Below are 16,641 nucleotides of genomic sequence, written 5' to 3'. Positions count from 1 at the left end.
GCCCGCCACACCGTCAAGGCACGTTCATAAGGAAATCCCTTACAGGACGGCGATTTAGCGCAACAAAGGAAGGTGGAAGGATTACAAGAGGGAAAAACTGACGGAAAAAATCAAACACACTCAAGCGGATAGAGTGAGAAGTTAAAGTAATTTATTAAGAGTAAGATTTTTTCGGTATTACCAGGACGCATCTGCTATCGATTCAAGCAGGAAAGGAAGAGGTGGAGAGTCGATCTGTAAGCCGGGTTTTGTCGAGGACAGTCATTCCTCTACGACGGCCATCACTGGACGCCTCTAGCAACCTACCCGGTTCCGACGCGGGCCACGCCGTATGGAACCCTATTTGGTCTTGCTCCGAGTGGGGTTTACCTAGCCACGGACTGTTGCCAGCCGTGCGGTGCGCTCTTACCGCACCTTTTCACCCTTACCGGCACCGAAGTGCTTAGGCGGTTGTTTTCTGTGGCACTTTCCGTAGGCTCGCGCCTCCCAGGCGTTACCTGGCACTCTGCCCTATGGAGCCCGGACTTTCCTCCCCCGCCTTTTGCGGAACAAAAGACGGCAGCGACTGTCCGATCGACTCTCCGCCGCCAAGGTTACCGGTAGCCGCGCTCAAGAACAAGCGGCGCGACCATTAATACCATTATGCCACTAATGGGCTTTCTGCTTTTCCAGGGCCAATTGGTAGAGCAGGTTCTTGCGCACCCCGGTGATCTCGGCCGCCAGCGCCGCTGCTTTCTTCAGCGGTAGCTCGGCCAGCAGCAGGTCCAGCACTCGCTGCGCCTCGGCGCTGATCGCCTGCTCGCCCTCCGGCGCGCTCCAACCGGCCACCAGCACCACGCACTCGCCACGCTGCTGATTGCTGTCACCCTGTACGAATGCGCGCAACTCGGCCAACGGCAAGCCTTTGAGGGTCTCGAAGGTCTTGGTGATCTCGCGCGCCAGCAGCGCCGGACGCTCGCCACCGAACACCGCTTCCATGTCCTCCAGGCACTCGAGGATCCGGTGTGGCGCCTCGTAGAAGATCAGCGTGCGCGGCTCTTCCTTGACCTGCTCCAGACGCGCGCGGCGCCCGGCGGCCTTGGCCGGCAGGAAACCTTCGAAGATGAAGCGGTCCGACGGCAACCCCGCCGCCGACAGCGCGGCGATCAACGCACAGGCGCCCGGCACCGGCACCACCTGCACGCCCGCAGCACGCGCCTGGCGCACCAGGTGATAGCCCGGATCGGAAATCAGCGGCGTACCGGCATCGGACACCAGCGCCACATCGTCGCCGGCCAGCAGGCGGGTGATGAAGCGCCCGCCCTCGTCACGCTCGTTGTGCTCATGACAGGCTGCCAGTTGCGTATCGATGCCGAAATGCTGCAGCAGACGCACCGAGTGGCGGGTGTCCTCGGCAGCGATCAGGCTGACATCCGCCAGCACCTTCAGTGCCCGGGCGCTCATGTCGTCGAGGTTGCCGATGGGCGTGGCAACGACGTAAAGCTTGCCCAACGTGGATTTCGAAACCCCTGCAACATCAGTCACTGCGCACACCTGCTTTCCGGATCAAAGGTCGCCATTGTAGCCCGAGCACCGGTAACAGGGCGCAAAGAACTTCGCCCCAGGCACACCTCGGGCCACCTATAGTGAAGGTTCAGTGTCGGCGAGATCGCGCCGTGCCCCCCGCTTGGGTACAATTGCCGGCCAACTTGATCGAGTAACAGGACCTTTACATGATCGCTTGTCTGCGGCTGCTCACAGCCCTCTGCCTCGCTGCCCTGCTGGCAGCCTGCGCCAGCTCGCCCTCATCCAGCCTGGGCGAACTGCCACGCACCCCGGACGCCAGCATCGAGCAACTGCTCGAGAAGGCGGCCTCCAGCAAGTCCGCCGAGGATGCGGCCCTGCTGCGCTTGAGCGCCGCGGACCTGGCATACAAGCAAAAGGACTTCCCGCGCGCCGCGCGGATTCTCGAGCAGGTCCCGCTGGAGCCGCTCAAGCCCGCCCAGCAGGTGTTCGCCTCCACCCTGGCCGCCGAGCTCGCCATGAGCCGCAACCAGCCCAAGGCCGCCCTGACCGCCCTCGCCCACCCGAGCCTGCAGCGCGTCGGCGAACTGCCGACCGAGCAGCAGGCCCGCACCTACAGCGTTCATGCCGCAGCCCTCGAAGCCGACGGCCAGGTCCTGGCCGCCGCCCAGCAGCGCGTACTGCTGGCCCCCCTGCTCAGCGGCCAGGCCGCCAGCGCCAACAATGACGCGATCTGGGCCCTGGTCGCCTCGCTGCCCGCCGAACAGCTGCAGCAGCCGGCCGCCGACGAGACCCTGGCCGGCTGGACCAGCCTGGCCCTGGCCGTGAAGCGCGCCGGCACCCTGGAACAGCAACAGGCCGCCATCGACACCTGGCGCCAGCAGCATCCAGAACACCCGGCAGCCAAGCAATTGCCGACAACCCTGGTCAAGCTCAAGGAACTGGCCAGCCAGCCACTGACCAAGATCGCCCTGCTGCTGCCCCAGGAAGGCCCGCTGGCCGGTGTCGCCCGCGCCCTGCGTGACGGCTTCATGGCCGCTCACTTCCAGGCCCAGCAAGGTGGCCAGCCCGCCCCTGCAGTACAAGTGTTCGACAGCTCACGCATCACCTCGCTCGACGACTTCTACCGCCAGGCCCAGGCTGCCGGCGTGCAACTGGTGGTCGGCCCGCTGGAAAAGCCGCTGGTCAAGAAGCTCGCCGCCTACCCGCAACTGCCCATCACCACCCTGGCCCTGAACTACGCCGACGCTGGCCAGAAAGCGCCGCCACAACTGTTCCAGTTCGGCCTGGCCGCCGAAGATGAAGCTCGCGAAGTCGCGCGTCGCGCACGCGCCGACGGCATGGTCCGCGCCGTGGCCCTGGTACCGAGCGGTGAATGGGGCGACCGCGTGCTCGCCGCCTTCCGCCAGGACTGGGAAGGCAATGGTGGCACCCTGATTACAGCGCAGCGCATCGCCCAGCCCGTCGCCCTCGCCCAGCAGATCGCTGATCTGTTCCAGCTGCGCCAGAGCGAAGGCCGCGCCAAGAGCCTGCAGAGCACCGTCGGCGGCACCATCGCCGCGCAACCTTCGCGCCGACAGGACATCGACTTCATCTTCCTCGCCTCGACGCCGCAGCAAGCCCAGCAGATCAAACCCACGCTGAACTTCCAGTACGCCGGTGACGTGCCTGTCTACGCCACCTCCAACCTGTATAGCGCCAGCGGTGACGTGAACCAGTACAACGACATGAACGGCATCCGCTTCTGCGAAACGCCGTGGCTGCTGGACACCACCAACAGCCTGCGCCAGCAAGTCGTGCAGCAGTGGCCCCAGGCTGCCGGCAGCCTCGGCCGCCTGTACGCCATGGGCGTCGACGCCTACAGCCTGGCTCCGCGCCTGGGCCAGCTCAAGGCGCTGCCGGACAACCGCGTCGAAGGCCTGTCCGGTAGCCTGAGCATGAACCCCAGCCAGCGCATCGAACGTCAGCTGCCATGGGCCGAATTCGCCGGCGGCCAGGTCAAGCGCCTGCCGGACACCCCTCGCTGATGCCCGGCGCATCGCCCAGCCTTGCCGGCCAGGCAGCCGAAGATCACGCCCTTGAATACCTTCGAGGACAAGGTCTGCGGCTGCTGGAGCGCAACTGGCGATGCAAGGGGGGCGAGCTCGATCTGGTCATGCTCGATGCCGATACAGTAGTATTCGTCGAAGTCCGCTACCGGTTGCATGCGGAGTTCGGCGGAGCGCTCGCCAGTATCGATGGGCGCAAGCAGCAACGACTGGCGCTTGCCGCCAACCTCTTCCTGCAGCACGAACCCCGCTGGGCCACCCGCCCCTGCCGCTTCGACGTTATCGCCCTGCAGGGCCGGGGGCATGCGGGGCAACCGCTTCAATGGCTGAAAAATGCCTTCGAATGCTGAACCCAATTCGATTTTCTAGCTCTATGTTTCGCGGGCTGGTCACTGTTGCGCGTAGCAAAGGCCACCGCCCCTCTTAAGGTCACCCAGATGGACATGCAATCCCGAATTCGCCGGCTGTTCCAGGCCAGCATCGACACCAAGCAACAGGCAATGGACATCCTGGCACCCCACATCGAGCAGGCCAGCCTGGTCATGGTCAATGCCCTGCTCAACGACGGCAAGATGCTCGCGTGCGGCAACGGCGGCTCGGCCGGCGATGCCCAGCACTTTTCCTCGGAACTGCTCAACCGCTTCGAGCGCGAGCGCCCGAGCCTGCCGGCCGTCGCCCTGACCACCGACAGCTCGACGCTCACCTCGATCGCCAACGACTACAGCTACAACGAAGTCTTCTCCAAGCAGATCCGCGCCCTGGGCCAGCCCGGCGATGTGCTGCTGGCGATCTCCACCAGCGGTAATTCGGCCAACGTGATCCAAGCGATCCAGGCCGCCCATGACCGCGAAATGATTGTCGTCGCCCTGACCGGGCGTGATGGCGGCGGCATGGCCTCGCTGCTGCTGCCCGAGGATGTGGAGATCCGCGTCCCCGCCACGGTCACCGCGCGCATCCAGGAAGTCCACCTGCTGGCGATCCACTGTCTGTGCGACCTGATCGACAGCCAACTGTTCGGGAGTGAAGAATGATCTCCAAGCGTATCGGCCTGATGGCCCTGACCCTGTGCCTCGGCGTATCGGGCTGCAGTTCCGTGCTCACCTCGGCGCGTAACTCGCCTATCGAGGATGACCGCGGCACCCGCACCATCGGCAGCAAGATCGATGACTCGCTGATCGAGACAAAAGTCTCGGTCAACATCGCCAAGGCCAATCCGGAGCTGGACAAGGGCTCGCACATCGTCGTCAGCAGCTACAACGGTGTTGTGCTGCTTGCCGGCCAGACACCCCGCGCCGACCTCAAATCCCTCGCAGAACAGACCGCCGGCCAGGTTCAGCGAGTCAAGAAGGTGCACAACGAGCTGCAGGTGATGCAGCCGTCATCGATCCTGGCGCGCAACAACGACGCCTGGCTGACCACCAAGATCAAGACCCAGATGCTGACCGACGAGAGCGTGCCCAGCTCGCGCATCAAGGTCATCACCGAAAATGGCATCGTCTACCTGCTCGGCCTGGTCAGGCAACAAGAGGCCAACGCCGCCACCAATGTGGTGCAGGGTGTGTCGGGCGTGCAGAAGATCGTCAAGCTGTTCGAATACATCGACTGACAACCCCTCGGCGAGCGTCGGGACGCTCGCCTTTTTCACTCTGATCCAGGAAGTACCCCATGAAGAAGTTTCTGCTGCCCGCCCTGCTGATCGGCACCTTCGCCACCCTGGCCGGCTGCTCCACCCCGAGCGTGATCACCCTCAACGATGGCCGGGAACTGCAGACCACCGACACGCCGCACTTCGACCGCAACTCCGGCTTCTACGAGTTCAAGCAACTGGACGGCAAGCCGACCCGCATCAACAAGGACCAGGTGCAGAGCATCAAGGACCTGTAATTGCGGCAGCCATGAAAAAGGCGATCCCTGCGGATCGCCTTTTTTGTCCCTGCCTGTTACTTCACGACTTTGAGGCTCGGACGACCACTGGGACGCGGCGGCTCGGGCGGACCATCGTCATCCGGCTCGACAACGTCGTCCTCAAGGTCATCCTCGTCCGCGAGCGGCGGCTCCAGCTCGAAGACCATGCCCTGGCCATTCTCCCGGGCGTAGATCCCCAGGATGGCGCCAATCGGCACATACAGCGTGTGCGCCACGCCACCGAAGCGTCCTTCGAAGCTCACCGCCTCGTTGTCCATGTGCAGGCTGCGCACGGCACTGGGGGAAATGTTCAGGACGATCTGACCATCGCTGGCGAAACCTTGGGGCACCTGAACGGCCGGGTACTCGGCGTTGACCAGCATATGGGGCGTGCAATCGTTGTCGACGATCCACTCGTACAGCGCGCGAACCAGATAGGGGCGACTGGAGTTCATCAACGGCTCCTCTTTAAACCTTGCGCATTTCACGTTCGGTAGCAGACAGGCTCGCCTGGAAAGGCTCGCGGGCGAACTGTCGCTCCATGTAATCCAGCAGCGGCTTGGCCTGCCGCGGCAATTCGATACCCATCACCGGCAAGCGCCAGAGTATGGGCAATAGACAGCAATCGACCAGACTCTGCTCCTCACTCATGAAGCAGGCCATTTCAGCGAACAGCGGGGCCACGCCCGTCAGGCTCTCGCGCAACTCCTTGCGCGCCTGGGTACGTGCCGGCTCGCTGCTGCGCGGATCCAGCACGGTGTCGGCCAGGCTGCACCAGTCGCGCTGGATGCGGTGCATCAGCAGGCGACTGTTGCCGCGGGCCACCGGATAGACCGGCATCAGCGGCGGGTGCGGGTAACGCTCCTCGAGGTACTCCATCACCACGCTCGACTCGTACAGCGCCAGATCGCGATCGACCAGGGTCGGCAAGCTGCCGTAAGGGTTCACTTCGACCAGCTTGGGCGGCAGGCGGTTGGTGTCGACATCGATGATCTGCACCGTGACGCCTTTCTCCGCGAGCACCAGGCGTACCCGATGAGAGTAATGGTCAGCGGGGTCGGAATAGCAGGCTAACCTGTTGGTTGCGCCCATGTAGCGCCTCCTCGCACGGGATGCTTGTAAAAACTGCAAATGAAAACGCGCCCGGGGTGCCCCAGCGACATGACTGGGGCACCCCGGGCGCGTTCAACTACCAGAAACTACTGCGTGATCAGTGCACGTCCTTCCAGTATTCGCGCTTGAGCAAGTAGGCGAACACGAAGAAGAAAGCCAGGTACAGCAACACGTAGGTACCGATGCGCTGGCTTTCCAGTTTGACCGGGTTGGCCGAATAGGCCAGGAAGGTCACCAGGTTCTTGACCTTCTCGTCGAACTGCTCAGCCGTCAGGGTACCGGATTTCTCCTCGACGGTCAGCTGGTCGCACGCTTCATGGGTCAATGGGCTGCCGGTCAGCGGGTCATATTGCTTCTTGCCGTCGACCACACTCTGCACCTGCTTGCAGCCAATCACCTGGTTGCCCTGCAGGCCAACCAGCACATTGGGCATGCCGACGTTGGGGAAGACCTTGTTGTTCACCCCATATGGCCGCGTCTTGTCTTCATAGAAGCTGCGCAGGTAGGTGTACAACCAATCGTTGCCACGCACCCGGGCAACCAGGGTGAGGTCGGGCGGCGCAGCGCCGAACCAGGTCTTGGCATCATTGGGCTGCATGCCGATCTTCATGTGGTCGCCGATCTTGGCGCCAGTGAACACCAGGTTTTCGAGCATCAGCTCGTGGGGGATCCCCAGGTCGTCGGCGACACGCTCGTATCGCTGGAACTTGGCGCTATGGCATCCCATGCAATAGTTGGCGAAGGTGCGCGCGCCATCCTGCATCGCGGCCTTGTCGGTCAGGTCGATATCGACCTTGTCCAGCTCCAGGCCGTGTTCGGCGGCGAACGAAAGGCCAGGCATCAATGCCAGCAAGCATACTGCAATAAACTTTTTCATCAGCCAGTCACCCTTTCCGGAACCGGTTTGGTCTTCTCGAGCCTTGTGTAGAACGGCATCAGCAGGAAGTAGGCGAAGTACAACACCGTGCACACCTGCGACAGCAAGGTACGCCCCGGGGTCGGCGCCAGCACGCCCAGCACGCCAAGGATGACGAAGGCCACGCAGAACACCAGCAACCAGATCTTGCTCAGCCAGCCCTTGTAGCGCATCGAGCGCACCGGACTGCGGTCAAGCCAGGGCAACACGAACAGCACCGCGATTGCCGCGCCCATGGCAATCACCCCGAACAGCTTGTCGGGCACCGCGCGCAGAATCGCGTAGAACGGCGTGAAGTACCAGACAGGGGCGATATGCTCAGGGGTCTTGAAGGCGTTGGCCTGCTCGAAGTTCGGTTTTTCCAGGAAGTAGCCACCCATTTCCGGGAAGAAGAACACCACGGCACAGAACACGAAGAGGAACACCACCACACCGGCGATATCCTTGACGGTGTAGTACGGGTGGAACGGGATGCCATCCAGCGGGATGCCGTTCTCGTCCTTTTTCTTCTTGATGTCCACGCCATCGGGGTTGTTCGAACCCACTTCGTGCAGCGCCAGGATGTGCAGCACCACCAGGCCCAGGATCACGATCGGCAGGGCCACCACGTGCAGGGCGAAGAAGCGGTTCAGGGTGATGCCAGAGATCAGGTAGTCACCACGGATCCACTGGGTCAGGTCATCACCGATCACCGGGATCGCACCGAAAAGCGAGATGATCACCTGGGCACCCCAGTAAGACATCTGCCCCCAGGGCAGCAGGTAGCCCATGAACGCCTCGGCCATCAACGCCAGGTAGATCAGCATGCCGAACAGCCAGACCAGCTCGCGCGGCTTCTGGTAGGAGCCGTAGAGCAACCCGCGGAACATGTGCAGGTAGACCACGATAAAGAACGCCGAGGCGCCGGTGGAGTGCAGGTAGCGCAGGATCCAGCCGTACTCGACGTCGCGCATGATGTACTCGACCGAGGCGAAGGCCTCTTCCGCCGAGGGGGTGAAACTCATGGTCAGCCACACGCCGGTGACGATCTGGTTGACCAGCACCAGTAATGCCAGCGAGCCGAAGAAGTACAGGAAGTTGAAGTTCTTGGGCGCGTAATACTTGCTTAGATGGTCTTCCCACATTTTCGTCGCGGGGAAGCGCGCATCGATCCACTCCATGAACTTGCTCATCATGCGTTCTCCTGATCGACGCCGATGACGATGATTTCGTCCGACTCGTACGAGTGCGGTGGCACTGGCAGGTTGAGAGGCGCCGGCTGGGATTTGTAGACGCGCCCGGCCAGGTCGTAGTGCGAACCGTGGCAGGGGCAGAAATAGCCACCGACCCACTTCGGCCCCAGGTCAGCCGGGGCAACTTCAGGGCGGAAGGTTGGCGAGCAACCCAGGTGCGTGCACAGACCTACCAGGATGAGAATCTCGGGCTTGATCGAGCGAACTTGCGGGTCGACGTAGGTCGGCTGCACCGACGCCTTGGATTCAGGATCGGACAGCTCGCCGGTGATCTTTTTCAGATTACCGAGGATCTCCTCCGTTCGCCGCACGATGAATACAGGCTGCCCCCGCCATTCAGCTACCATCTGCTGACCGGGCTCGACCTTGGCGATATTGACCTTCACCGGTGCCCCTGCGGCTTTCGCCTTGGCACTGGGAAACCATGACCCCACGAACGGTACCGCTGCCCCCACTGCCCCCGCTGCCCCGACCACGGATGTCGCGGCTACGAGGAAGCGGCGCCGGCCCGCGTTGACGCCGTCATTGCTCATTCAGTCCTCTCCCATCAGCTTGCTTGGCCTGTTTGAACAGGCATCTACTTAGGTACGTCTGTGGCACTAAAAATTGGCCGCAATGGTAAGGAACAAATCCACACGCTGACAAGGTGATTACCCGCTCGTCGGGCTACTACCCTCGCTTTGCTTGATCTGCGTCTATGCGACAAACGGCCACGGACTAGCAGACAGGTTAGTTGAAGACATAAAAAAAGCCCGGTTCCAAAAAGGAACCGGGCTTTTTTCGACTGCCGAAGCGGTATTAACGCTTGGAGTACTGAGGACGCTTACGCGCTTTACGCAGACCCACTTTCTTACGCTCAACTTCACGAGCGTCGCGGGTGACGTAGCCAGCACGACGCAGAGCGCCACGCAGGGTTTCGTCGTATTCCATCAGGGCGCGGGTGATGCCGTGGCGGATTGCACCGGCTTGACCGCTGACACCACCACCGGAAACGGTGACGTAGATGTCGAACTTCTCAACGGTTTCGGTCAGTTCCAGCGGCTGGCGAACAACCATGCGAGCGGTTTCGCGGCCGAAGAACACGTCCAGAGAACGGTTGTTGATGGAGATGTTACCGGTACCTGGACGCAGGAAAACGCGAGCGGTTGCGGTCTTGCGACGGCCAGTGCCGTAGTTTTGAGTCGCCGACATAATGAACTATCCCGTTAGATCTTCAGTTCTTGAGGCTGCTGAGCAGTGTGTGGGTGAGCAGCACCCGCGTACACTTTCAGCTTGCGGTACATGTCGCGACCCAGCGGGTTCTTCGGCAGCATGCCTTTGACCGCGGTTTCGATAACACGCTCAGGGGCCTTGGCGATCAACTTCTCGAAGTTGATTTCCTTGATACCGCCCGGGAAGCCGGAGTGGGAGTAGTACATCTTGTCGGAAGACTTGGCACCAGTCACACGGATCTGCTCGGCGTTGATGACGACGATGTAGTCGCCGGTGTCAACGTGAGGGGTGTATTCTGGCTTGTGCTTGCCACGCAGGCGGCTAGCGATTTCGGTAGCCAGACGACCCAGGGTCTGACCAGCGGCGTCGACTACGAACCACTCGCGCTTTACTGTTTCCGGTTTAGCAGTAAAAGTTTTCATTCTCTAAAGCCTCAGAGGCCGCCCAGCGAAAAATAGACGGCGAATCTTACTGGATAGTGCACAGCTTGCCAAGGGCAAGCGCGCAGCCGAACGCTGACGCTTTTGGGGGCTCGGGTCGGGCACGCCAATGTTCGACAAGGGTTCCCTGCATGGTGGTGCATCACTTCCGCCACACGGAGAGGGGCAGAATTATCCAGATTGCAGGAAAAATTTCAACCTGCTTTTATGGTCATCTTTGCCATGGAGCGTCTACCCGATGGAATACCGCAAGCTCGGCCGTACCGACCTCGACGTCAGCGCCCTGTGCCTGGGCACCATGACCTGGGGCGAACAGAACACCCAGGACCAGGCCTTCGCCCAGATCGCCCTGGCCAAGGCCAGCGGCATCAACTTCATCGACACCGCCGAGATGTACCCGGTGCCACCGCGCCCGGAGACCTACGCCGCCACCGAACGCATCATCGGCAACTGGTTCGCCGCCAACGGCGACCGTGACGACTGGATCCTCGCCAGCAAGGTCGCTGGCCCCGGCAACGGCATCAGCCACATCCGTGACGGCCAGCTCAAGCACAACCGCCAGCACATCGTCGCCGCGCTGGACGAGAGCCTCAAGCGCCTGCAGACCGACCGCATCGACCTCTACCAGTTGCACTGGCCCGAGCGCAGCACCAACTTCTTCGGCAAGCTCGGCTACCAGCACCTGCCCCAGGACATCTTCACCCCGCTGGAGGAAACCCTGGAGGTGCTCGATGAACAGGTGCGCGCCGGCAAGATCCGCCACATCGGCCTGTCCAACGAAACCCCGTGGGGCACCCTGAAATTCCTGCACCTGGCCGAAACCCGCGGCTGGCCCCGCGCGGTGTCGATCCAGAACCCCTACAACCTGCTCAACCGCAGCTTCGAGGTGGGCCTGGCAGAGGTGGCAATCCGCGAGCAGTGCGGTTTGCTGGCCTATTCGCCGCTGGCCTTCGGCATGCTGTCGGGCAAGTACGAAAACGGCGCCCGCCCGGAACACGCCCGCCTGACCCTGTTCAGCCGCTTTGCCCGCTATTCCAATCCGCAGACCGTGGCCGCCTGCGGCCGCTATGTGCAGCTGGCCCGCGAACACGGGCTGGACCCGGCGCAGATGGCGCTGGCGTTCGTGACCCGGCAGCCGTTCGTGACCAGCAACATCATCGGCGCGACGAACCTCGAGCAACTGCGCAGCAATATCGACAGCCAGGCGTTGAATCTGGGCGATGAACTGCTGGCGGCAATCGAGGCGGTCCATCAGGAGCAGCCAAACCCCGCGCCTTGATGCAACGCAGGCGCTGCACTGCTCTTTCGTGGGGTAGACACAATCGCCAAAAAATAAGACGATCCAGCCGGTGATTGACCACTCTACCCTATAAGAACAATGACAATGATGTTTACCCAACCCCCGGCGTCGCTGCGGCGCGTCAGCATCCTGGCCGTTGATAAAGTGTTCGCTTCGACACTGATGCAGGCCAAGGACTTCTTCCACCTGGCCAGCCTGCGCTACAGCAAGCAGCTGGGCCTAGGCCTGCAACCGATGTTCGAGATCGGCCTGGTGAGCCCGGACGGTTTGCCCGTGGACAGCTTCAGCAACGTGCAGTTGCCGGTCGACAGCGGCCTCAACGACGCCGACGTGATCATCCTGCCGGCCTTCTGGGACGACTTCGACAACCTGCTGCAACGCTATCCGCAGGTACTGCCCTGGCTGCGCGAGCAGCATGCCCGTGGCGCGGTGCTATGCGCCGAGGCCAGCGGCGTGTTCTGGCTGGCCGAGTCGGGGCTGCTCGACGGCAAGGAGGCGACCACCTACTGGCGCTTCTTCAGCAGCTTCGCCGAGCGCTTCCCGAAGATCCGCCTGAACCAGGACAAGCACCTGACCGACGCCGACAATCTCTACTGCGCCGGTGGCACCACCTCGGCCTGCGACCTGTACATCTACCTGATCGAGCGCTTCTGTGGCGCCAACGTGGCCCGCGCGGTGGCCCGCGACATCCTCTACGAGGTGCAGCGCAGCTATACCCCGGGGCGCATGGGCTTCGGCGGCCAGAAGCTGCACCAGGACCTGATCATCCTGCAGATCCAGCACTGGCTCGAAGAGCACTTCGCCGACAAGTTCCGCTTCGAGGATGTGGCGCGCAACCACGGCATGAGCATCCGCAATTTCATGCGCCGCTTCCAGAGTGCCACCGGCGACAAGCCCCTGCACTACCTGCAGCGCCTGCGCATCGAGACCGCCAAGGGCCTGCTGTCGAGCACGCGCAAGAGCATCAAGACGATCAGCTACGAGGTGGGCTACGACGACGCGAGTTTCTTCGCCCGGCTGTTCCGCCAGCACACGGAGTTGTCGCCGAACCAGTATCGGCAGCAGTTCATGCAGGAGGCCTGAAAGGCCTCCCAGCTACAAGCCCAAGCTGCAAGCCACAAGAAAAAGCCAGAGCAGTACGCGAACTGCTCTGGCTTTTTCTTGTGGCTTGCAGCTAGAAGCTTGCAGCTGCCGTCAGGGCTTGTGCGCCCGCGACAGGAACTCGTGGGACTGCATCTCCAGCAGACGGCTGAGCGTACGCTGGAACTCGAAACTCAGGCGCCCGCCGGTATACAGGTCCTTGAGCTCTACCTCGGCCGAGATGATCAGCTTCACGTTGCGGTCGTAGAACTCGTCGACCATGTTGATGAAGCGCCGGGCGATGTCATCGGTGGTCACGCCCATCTGCTCGACATTGCTCAGCAGCACGGCATGGAAGATCTTGCCCAGTTCGATGTAGTCGTTCTGGCTGCGCGGCCCGTCGCACAGGGCACGGAAATCGAACCAGGCGACGTCGTCGCAGGTGCGCAAGGCATGGATCTCGCGGTTCTCGATCATCAGCACGTCGTTCTCGACGGCCTGGGTGCACTCAGGGGTCAACGCCTTGAAGCTGGCGCGCAGGCTTTCATGCGCCGCGGCGTCGAGCGGGAAGTGGAACAGCTCGGCCTGTTCCAGGTGACGCAGGCGATAGTCCACGCCGCTGTCGACGTTCACCACATCGGTGTACTGCTTGATCATGGCGATCGCCGGCAGGAAGCGCGCGCGCTGCAGGCCGTCCTTGTACAGGCCGTCCGGGACGATATTGGAAGTGGCCACCAGCGACACGCCGTTCTTGAACAGCTCTTCCATCAGGGTGCCGAGGATCATGGCATCGGTGATATCGGAGACGAAGAACTCGTCGAAGCAGATCACCTTGGCTTCGTCACTGAAGCGCTTGGCGATGATGGTCAGCGGGTTCTTCTCGCCCTTGAGGGTCTTCATCTCCTCGTGGACGCGCTTCATGAAGCGGTGGAAGTGCGTGCGCATCTTCTGCTTGAACGGCAGCGCTTCATAGAAGGTGTCGACCAGGTAGGTCTTGCCCCGGCCCACGCCGCCCCAGAAATACAGGCCCTTGACCGGCGTCTGCTCCTTCTTGCCGAACAGCTTGCCGAACACGCCCGGCTTGTTGTTCTGCGCGTGTACCAGGTCGTCGTACAGGCGCTGCAGGTGACGCACCGCAGTTTCCTGCGCCGCGTCATGGAAGAAGTCGGGGCGTTTCAGATCGGCTTGGTATCGTTCTAGGGGCGTCATGATTTCGTTAGCGAGGCAACAAAAAACGGGCCGTCACTGTAGCGACCGGCCCGCTTAATGGCAATCAGACTTGCGTCAAAGTGACTCAGTCCGCCTGTGGCGCCAGGGCCTCGCGCAGGCTGGTGATGGCCGCGTCACGGGCCTCGGCGGCCTCGAACTGCGGCCCGTCGGCAACTTGCTCACCGTTCAGCCACAGCGAGAAGCCCAGGCCCTCGACACGCACGTCGGCATCGCCGCCCTGTTGCAGTTGCTTGCTCACCGCCCCCGCGCTCTTGCCATCGGCGAAGCTGCGCGACAGCAGCAATTGCTCGCCATCGGCGGCCAGCAGGCGGAAGCGGAAGCTGCCATCCTCGTCACGGAAGCTGACGAAGCGGGCGCTCTTGGCGGCCTTCTTCTTCACCTCGGTGCTGGCCTGCACGGTGGTGCGGAACGAACGCAGGCCAACTGCCTCGCGCAGTTGCTCGAGGAACGGCGTGGCGATCTTTCGGGCCTTGGCGGCACCGGCCAGGAGGATGTCCTCGAGGTCTGACGGGCGCGAGATCAGCTGGTGGTAGTGTTCGCGCTTTTCGGCCAGCTGGCCGTCGAGCAGCTGGAACAGGCGCTGCTTGGCATCGCCCCAGCCCAGGCCCTGCAGCAGCTCTTCGCGGAACTCGGCGCATTGCGCCGGCGTGGAGAACGCCTGGAACAGGGTGAACAGGTGCGAATTGTCCGGATCCTTGGCCTCGCCCGGGGCCTTGGAGTCGGTGACGATGCGCGAGATCGCATCCTTCATGTCCTTGGCGCTGGTGAACAGCGGGATGGTGTTGTCGTAGCTCTTGGACATCTTGCGACCGTCCAGGCCCGGGAGCGTGGCCACGCTCTCCTCGATCACCGCCTCGGGCAGGGCGAAGAAGTCCTTGCCCTGGCCGAACAGGTGGTTGAAGCGCTGGCCGATGTCGCGGGCCATTTCCACGTGCTGGATCTGGTCGCGACCGACCGGCACCTTGTTGGCATTGAACATCAGGATGTCGGCGGCCATCAGCACCGGGTAGCTGAACAGGCCCATGGTCACGCCGGCGTCCGGGTCTTCGCCGGCCTCGACGTTCTTGTCCACCGACGCCTTGTAGGCGTGGGCACGGTTGAGCAGGCCCTTGGCGGCGACACAGGTCAGCAACCAGGTCAGCTCCGGGATCTCGGGGATGTCCGACTGGCGATAGAAGGTCACCTTGGCCGGGTCCAGGCCACCGGCCAGCCAGGTGGCGGCGATCTCCAGGCGCGAACGCTGGATGCGCTGCGGGTCGTCGCACTTGATCAGGGCATGGTAGTCGGCCAGGAAGTAGAACGAGTCGGCACCGGGCTGCTGGCTGGCGAGGATGGCCGGGCGGATGGCGCCGGCGTAGTTGCCCAGGTGCGGGGTGCCGGTGGTGGTGATACCGGTGAGGATGCGCGTGGTCATGGGGGTTCGCTTATTTCAGGCTTGGCTCAGTTCGAAAGGCGCGGCAGCAGCAGATCCTTCAGATCGGTCAGCTTGCCATGGAAAAAGTGTCCGCATTCTGCCACTTTCAGCAGCTCGTGGGGGCGCGACAGGGCGGCGGACCAATCGTAGACCAGTTGCGGATCGACCACCTCGTCGGTGTCCGGCTGCACGACGGTCAGCGCAACGCGCTCGGGCAGCGGGAACTGCACGTTCAGGCGCATCACCGCCGGGGCGATCATGAACAGCTGTTGCAGCTCGACACCCGCCGCCTCCAGGCGACCGGCCAGGCTGGCGGCAACGAAGCCGCCGAAGGAGAAGCCCATCAGCACCAAGGGCAGCTCAGGATGCTGCTGGCGCAGCCAGGCTGCGGCAGCCTCGGCATCCGCCACCTCGCCAGCGCCCATGTCGTGGCTGCCGGCGCTCTGGCCAACGCCGCGGTAGTTGAAGCGCAGGGTGACGTAACCGGCATCACGGGCGGTACGCTGCAGGGTCGAGACCACCTTGTTGAGCATGGTGCCGCCCTGGACCGGGTTGGGGTGGCAGATCAGCACCGCGCCACGGGCATCGGCCACGTCCAGGTACAACGCCTCAAGCTGGCCGATCGGGCCATCGATGAACAAGGGGGTTTCGCGGATAAGCAAGGTACTACTCCGTGACCTCGTGAAGGGTCGACTCGTCTAGCAAAGGAATTCTGTTCTGATTTGCGATCGCTCGCGGTATACAGCGCAGGTCTGAGCCGTTAACGTAAAGCAAAGCCGTTTATAGAGGAAGGACTCGTGGAACACTCGCTCCTTGTTTGGTTGCTGCCGACCCTGGCCCTGGTTGTCGGTGTCGTCGTCGGTTTCGCGCTGGCCCGCCTGCTGCCCAACGCGGCACCGAGCAATACCCAACGCCAGCTGGATGACATCCAGCAGCGCTTCGACAATTACCAGAACGAAGTGGTGACCCACTTCAACAGCACCGCATCGCTGGTCAAGAAACTGACCCAGAGCTACCAGGACGTGCAGGATCACCTGGCCGAGGGCGCCAACCGCCTGGCCCTGGACGAGCTGACCCGCCAACGCCTGCTGGCCGCGCTGCACTCGGAAGCCGCGCAAGGCCCGCGTGATCGCCTGACGCCGCCGAAGGATACCGCCGAAGTACCACGCGACTACGCACCGAAGTCGCCGAACTCGCCGGGCATGCTCGATGAGAGCTACGGGCTCAAGCGCTGAATCGATGACATGA

The 16,641-nt window shown here is 62.6% G+C and carries 19 protein-coding genes and 1 other RNA gene; 8 read left to right on the top strand and 12 right to left on the bottom strand.

Annotated elements, in window-relative coordinates; translation table 11 throughout:
- Positions 1 to 221: 221 nt before the first annotated feature.
- Positions 222 to 581: RNase P RNA component class A (gene rnpB / locus DFS21_RS01185), an RNA gene on the bottom strand.
- Between the two features lie 67 nt (positions 582 to 648).
- Positions 649 to 1,524 (bottom strand): 16S rRNA (cytidine(1402)-2'-O)-methyltransferase, encoded by an 876-nt coding sequence (gene rsmI, locus DFS21_RS01180; RefSeq protein WP_102682669.1) that lies wholly within the window; start codon positions 1,522 to 1,524, stop codon positions 649 to 651.
- Positions 1,525 to 1,712: 188 nt separating this feature from the next.
- Here rsmI and DFS21_RS01175 point away from each other — a divergent pair, with 188 nt between their 5' ends.
- The 5 genes from DFS21_RS01175 (at position 1,713) to DFS21_RS01155 (ending at position 5,435) form a co-directional block, all read left to right on the top strand.
- Positions 1,713 to 3,530 carry a penicillin-binding protein activator gene (locus DFS21_RS01175; RefSeq protein ID WP_110700465.1) on the top strand — a complete coding sequence of 606 codons (1,818 nt, stop codon included), beginning with the start codon at positions 1,713 to 1,715 and terminating at the stop codon, positions 3,528 to 3,530.
- Positions 3,530 to 3,901 carry a YraN family protein gene (locus tag DFS21_RS01170; RefSeq protein ID WP_110700467.1) on the top strand — a complete coding sequence of 124 codons (372 nt, stop codon included), beginning with the start codon at positions 3,530 to 3,532 and terminating at the stop codon, positions 3,899 to 3,901. The genes DFS21_RS01175 and DFS21_RS01170 overlap by 1 nt, the downstream gene beginning before the upstream one ends.
- Before the next feature lie 87 nt (positions 3,902 to 3,988).
- Positions 3,989 to 4,582: a phosphoheptose isomerase gene (locus tag DFS21_RS01165; RefSeq protein ID WP_102682667.1), complete on the top strand. Its 594-nt coding sequence runs from the start codon at positions 3,989 to 3,991 to the stop codon at positions 4,580 to 4,582.
- Positions 4,579 to 5,157, top strand: coding sequence for a BON domain-containing protein (locus DFS21_RS01160; RefSeq protein ID WP_102682666.1), 579 nt, complete (start codon positions 4,579 to 4,581; stop codon positions 5,155 to 5,157). The genes DFS21_RS01165 and DFS21_RS01160 overlap by 4 nt, the downstream gene beginning before the upstream one ends.
- Before the next feature lie 59 nt (positions 5,158 to 5,216).
- Positions 5,217 to 5,435 (top strand): YgdI/YgdR family lipoprotein, encoded by a 219-nt coding sequence (locus DFS21_RS01155; RefSeq protein ID WP_102682665.1) that lies wholly within the window; start codon positions 5,217 to 5,219, stop codon positions 5,433 to 5,435.
- A gap of 56 nt (positions 5,436 to 5,491) precedes the next feature.
- Here the strand turns inward: DFS21_RS01155 and DFS21_RS01150 are convergent, their stop codons facing one another.
- From DFS21_RS01150 to rplM, 7 genes are all read right to left on the bottom strand, one after another.
- The gene (locus tag DFS21_RS01150) at positions 5,492 to 5,911 is read right to left on the bottom strand and encodes a ClpXP protease specificity-enhancing factor (RefSeq protein ID WP_102682664.1); all 420 of its coding nucleotides are present in this window, start codon (positions 5,909 to 5,911) and stop codon (positions 5,492 to 5,494) included.
- A gap of 13 nt (positions 5,912 to 5,924) precedes the next feature.
- Positions 5,925 to 6,548: a glutathione S-transferase N-terminal domain-containing protein gene (locus tag DFS21_RS01145; protein ID WP_102682663.1), complete on the bottom strand. Its 624-nt coding sequence runs from the start codon at positions 6,546 to 6,548 to the stop codon at positions 5,925 to 5,927.
- A gap of 118 nt (positions 6,549 to 6,666) precedes the next feature.
- The gene (locus DFS21_RS01140; RefSeq protein ID WP_111531710.1) at positions 6,667 to 7,446 is read right to left on the bottom strand and encodes a cytochrome c1; all 780 of its coding nucleotides are present in this window, start codon (positions 7,444 to 7,446) and stop codon (positions 6,667 to 6,669) included.
- Complete coding sequence (locus DFS21_RS01135) at positions 7,446 to 8,657, bottom strand: cytochrome bc complex cytochrome b subunit (RefSeq protein ID WP_023628712.1); 1,212 nt, start codon at positions 8,655 to 8,657, stop codon at positions 7,446 to 7,448. The genes DFS21_RS01140 and DFS21_RS01135 overlap by 1 nt, the downstream gene beginning before the upstream one ends.
- Positions 8,657 to 9,250: a ubiquinol-cytochrome c reductase iron-sulfur subunit gene (gene petA / locus DFS21_RS01130; RefSeq protein ID WP_023628711.1), complete on the bottom strand. Its 594-nt coding sequence runs from the start codon at positions 9,248 to 9,250 to the stop codon at positions 8,657 to 8,659. The genes DFS21_RS01135 and petA overlap by 1 nt, the downstream gene beginning before the upstream one ends.
- 265 nt (positions 9,251 to 9,515) lie before the next feature.
- Positions 9,516 to 9,908, bottom strand: coding sequence for a 30S ribosomal protein S9 (gene rpsI, locus DFS21_RS01125; RefSeq protein WP_003260797.1), 393 nt, complete (start codon positions 9,906 to 9,908; stop codon positions 9,516 to 9,518).
- A gap of 14 nt (positions 9,909 to 9,922) precedes the next feature.
- The gene (rplM, locus tag DFS21_RS01120; RefSeq protein ID WP_008097538.1) at positions 9,923 to 10,351 is read right to left on the bottom strand and encodes a 50S ribosomal protein L13; all 429 of its coding nucleotides are present in this window, start codon (positions 10,349 to 10,351) and stop codon (positions 9,923 to 9,925) included.
- 256 nt (positions 10,352 to 10,607) lie between these two features.
- Between rplM and DFS21_RS01115 the strand changes: the two genes are divergently transcribed.
- Positions 10,608 to 11,648, top strand: a complete 1,041-nt coding sequence (locus DFS21_RS01115) for an NADP(H)-dependent aldo-keto reductase (protein WP_094010224.1) — start codon at positions 10,608 to 10,610, stop codon at positions 11,646 to 11,648.
- Positions 11,649 to 11,855: 207 nt separating this feature from the next.
- Positions 11,856 to 12,752, top strand: coding sequence for a GlxA family transcriptional regulator (locus tag DFS21_RS01110; RefSeq protein ID WP_173862478.1), 897 nt, complete (start codon positions 11,856 to 11,858; stop codon positions 12,750 to 12,752).
- Between the two features lie 111 nt (positions 12,753 to 12,863).
- Here DFS21_RS01110 and zapE read toward each other — a convergent pair whose 3' ends face one another.
- From zapE to DFS21_RS01095, 3 genes are all read right to left on the bottom strand, one after another.
- Positions 12,864 to 13,958 carry a cell division protein ZapE gene (gene zapE, locus DFS21_RS01105; protein ID WP_110700473.1) on the bottom strand — a complete coding sequence of 365 codons (1,095 nt, stop codon included), beginning with the start codon at positions 13,956 to 13,958 and terminating at the stop codon, positions 12,864 to 12,866.
- A gap of 85 nt (positions 13,959 to 14,043) precedes the next feature.
- The gene (locus DFS21_RS01100; protein ID WP_110700475.1) at positions 14,044 to 15,393 is read right to left on the bottom strand and encodes a tryptophan--tRNA ligase; all 1,350 of its coding nucleotides are present in this window, start codon (positions 15,391 to 15,393) and stop codon (positions 14,044 to 14,046) included.
- 26 nt (positions 15,394 to 15,419) lie between these two features.
- Positions 15,420 to 16,055 (bottom strand): alpha/beta hydrolase, encoded by a 636-nt coding sequence (locus DFS21_RS01095; protein ID WP_110700477.1) that lies wholly within the window; start codon positions 16,053 to 16,055, stop codon positions 15,420 to 15,422.
- Positions 16,056 to 16,190: 135 nt separating this feature from the next.
- On the opposite strand from DFS21_RS01095, the gene DFS21_RS01090 reads away from it, so the two are divergent.
- Complete coding sequence (locus tag DFS21_RS01090; RefSeq protein WP_102685203.1) at positions 16,191 to 16,628, top strand: YhcB family protein; 438 nt, start codon at positions 16,191 to 16,193, stop codon at positions 16,626 to 16,628.
- Positions 16,629 to 16,641 lie beyond the last annotated feature (13 nt).

It is taken from the genome of Pseudomonas sp. 2848 (genome assembly GCF_003253945.1).
Taxonomy (GTDB): Bacteria; Pseudomonadota; Gammaproteobacteria; order Pseudomonadales; family Pseudomonadaceae; genus Aquipseudomonas.
This window is presented reverse-complemented; position numbering and strand designations above follow the sequence as displayed.

What these genes read in the sequence shown, in the direction of transcription:
- DFS21_RS01115 (WP_094010224.1), top strand. Translation starts at nt 10,608, where the DNA reads ATGGAATACCGCAAGCTCGGCCGTACCGACCTCGACGTCAGCGCCCTG.
- DFS21_RS01135 (WP_023628712.1), bottom strand. Translation starts at nt 8,657, where the DNA reads ATGAGCAAGTTCATGGAGTGGATCGATGCGCGCTTCCCCGCGACGAAA.
- DFS21_RS01170 (WP_110700467.1), top strand. Translation starts at nt 3,530, where the DNA reads ATGCCCGGCGCATCGCCCAGCCTTGCCGGCCAGGCAGCCGAAGATCAC.
- zapE (WP_110700473.1), bottom strand. Translation starts at nt 13,958, where the DNA reads ATGACGCCCCTAGAACGATACCAAGCCGATCTGAAACGCCCCGACTTC.
- rpsI (WP_003260797.1), bottom strand. Translation starts at nt 9,908, where the DNA reads ATGTCGGCGACTCAAAACTACGGCACTGGCCGTCGCAAGACCGCAACC.
- petA (WP_023628711.1), bottom strand. Translation starts at nt 9,250, where the DNA reads ATGAGCAATGACGGCGTCAACGCGGGCCGGCGCCGCTTCCTCGTAGCC.
- DFS21_RS01165 (WP_102682667.1), top strand. Translation starts at nt 3,989, where the DNA reads ATGGACATGCAATCCCGAATTCGCCGGCTGTTCCAGGCCAGCATCGAC.
- DFS21_RS01150 (WP_102682664.1), bottom strand. Translation starts at nt 5,911, where the DNA reads ATGAACTCCAGTCGCCCCTATCTGGTTCGCGCGCTGTACGAGTGGATC.
- rplM (WP_008097538.1), bottom strand. Translation starts at nt 10,351, where the DNA reads ATGAAAACTTTTACTGCTAAACCGGAAACAGTAAAGCGCGAGTGGTTC.
- DFS21_RS01140 (WP_111531710.1), bottom strand. Translation starts at nt 7,446, where the DNA reads ATGAAAAAGTTTATTGCAGTATGCTTGCTGGCATTGATGCCTGGCCTT.
- DFS21_RS01175 (WP_110700465.1), top strand. Translation starts at nt 1,713, where the DNA reads ATGATCGCTTGTCTGCGGCTGCTCACAGCCCTCTGCCTCGCTGCCCTG.
- DFS21_RS01155 (WP_102682665.1), top strand. Translation starts at nt 5,217, where the DNA reads ATGAAGAAGTTTCTGCTGCCCGCCCTGCTGATCGGCACCTTCGCCACC.
- DFS21_RS01160 (WP_102682666.1), top strand. Translation starts at nt 4,579, where the DNA reads ATGATCTCCAAGCGTATCGGCCTGATGGCCCTGACCCTGTGCCTCGGC.
- DFS21_RS01100 (WP_110700475.1), bottom strand. Translation starts at nt 15,393, where the DNA reads ATGACCACGCGCATCCTCACCGGTATCACCACCACCGGCACCCCGCAC.
- DFS21_RS01145 (WP_102682663.1), bottom strand. Translation starts at nt 6,548, where the DNA reads ATGGGCGCAACCAACAGGTTAGCCTGCTATTCCGACCCCGCTGACCAT.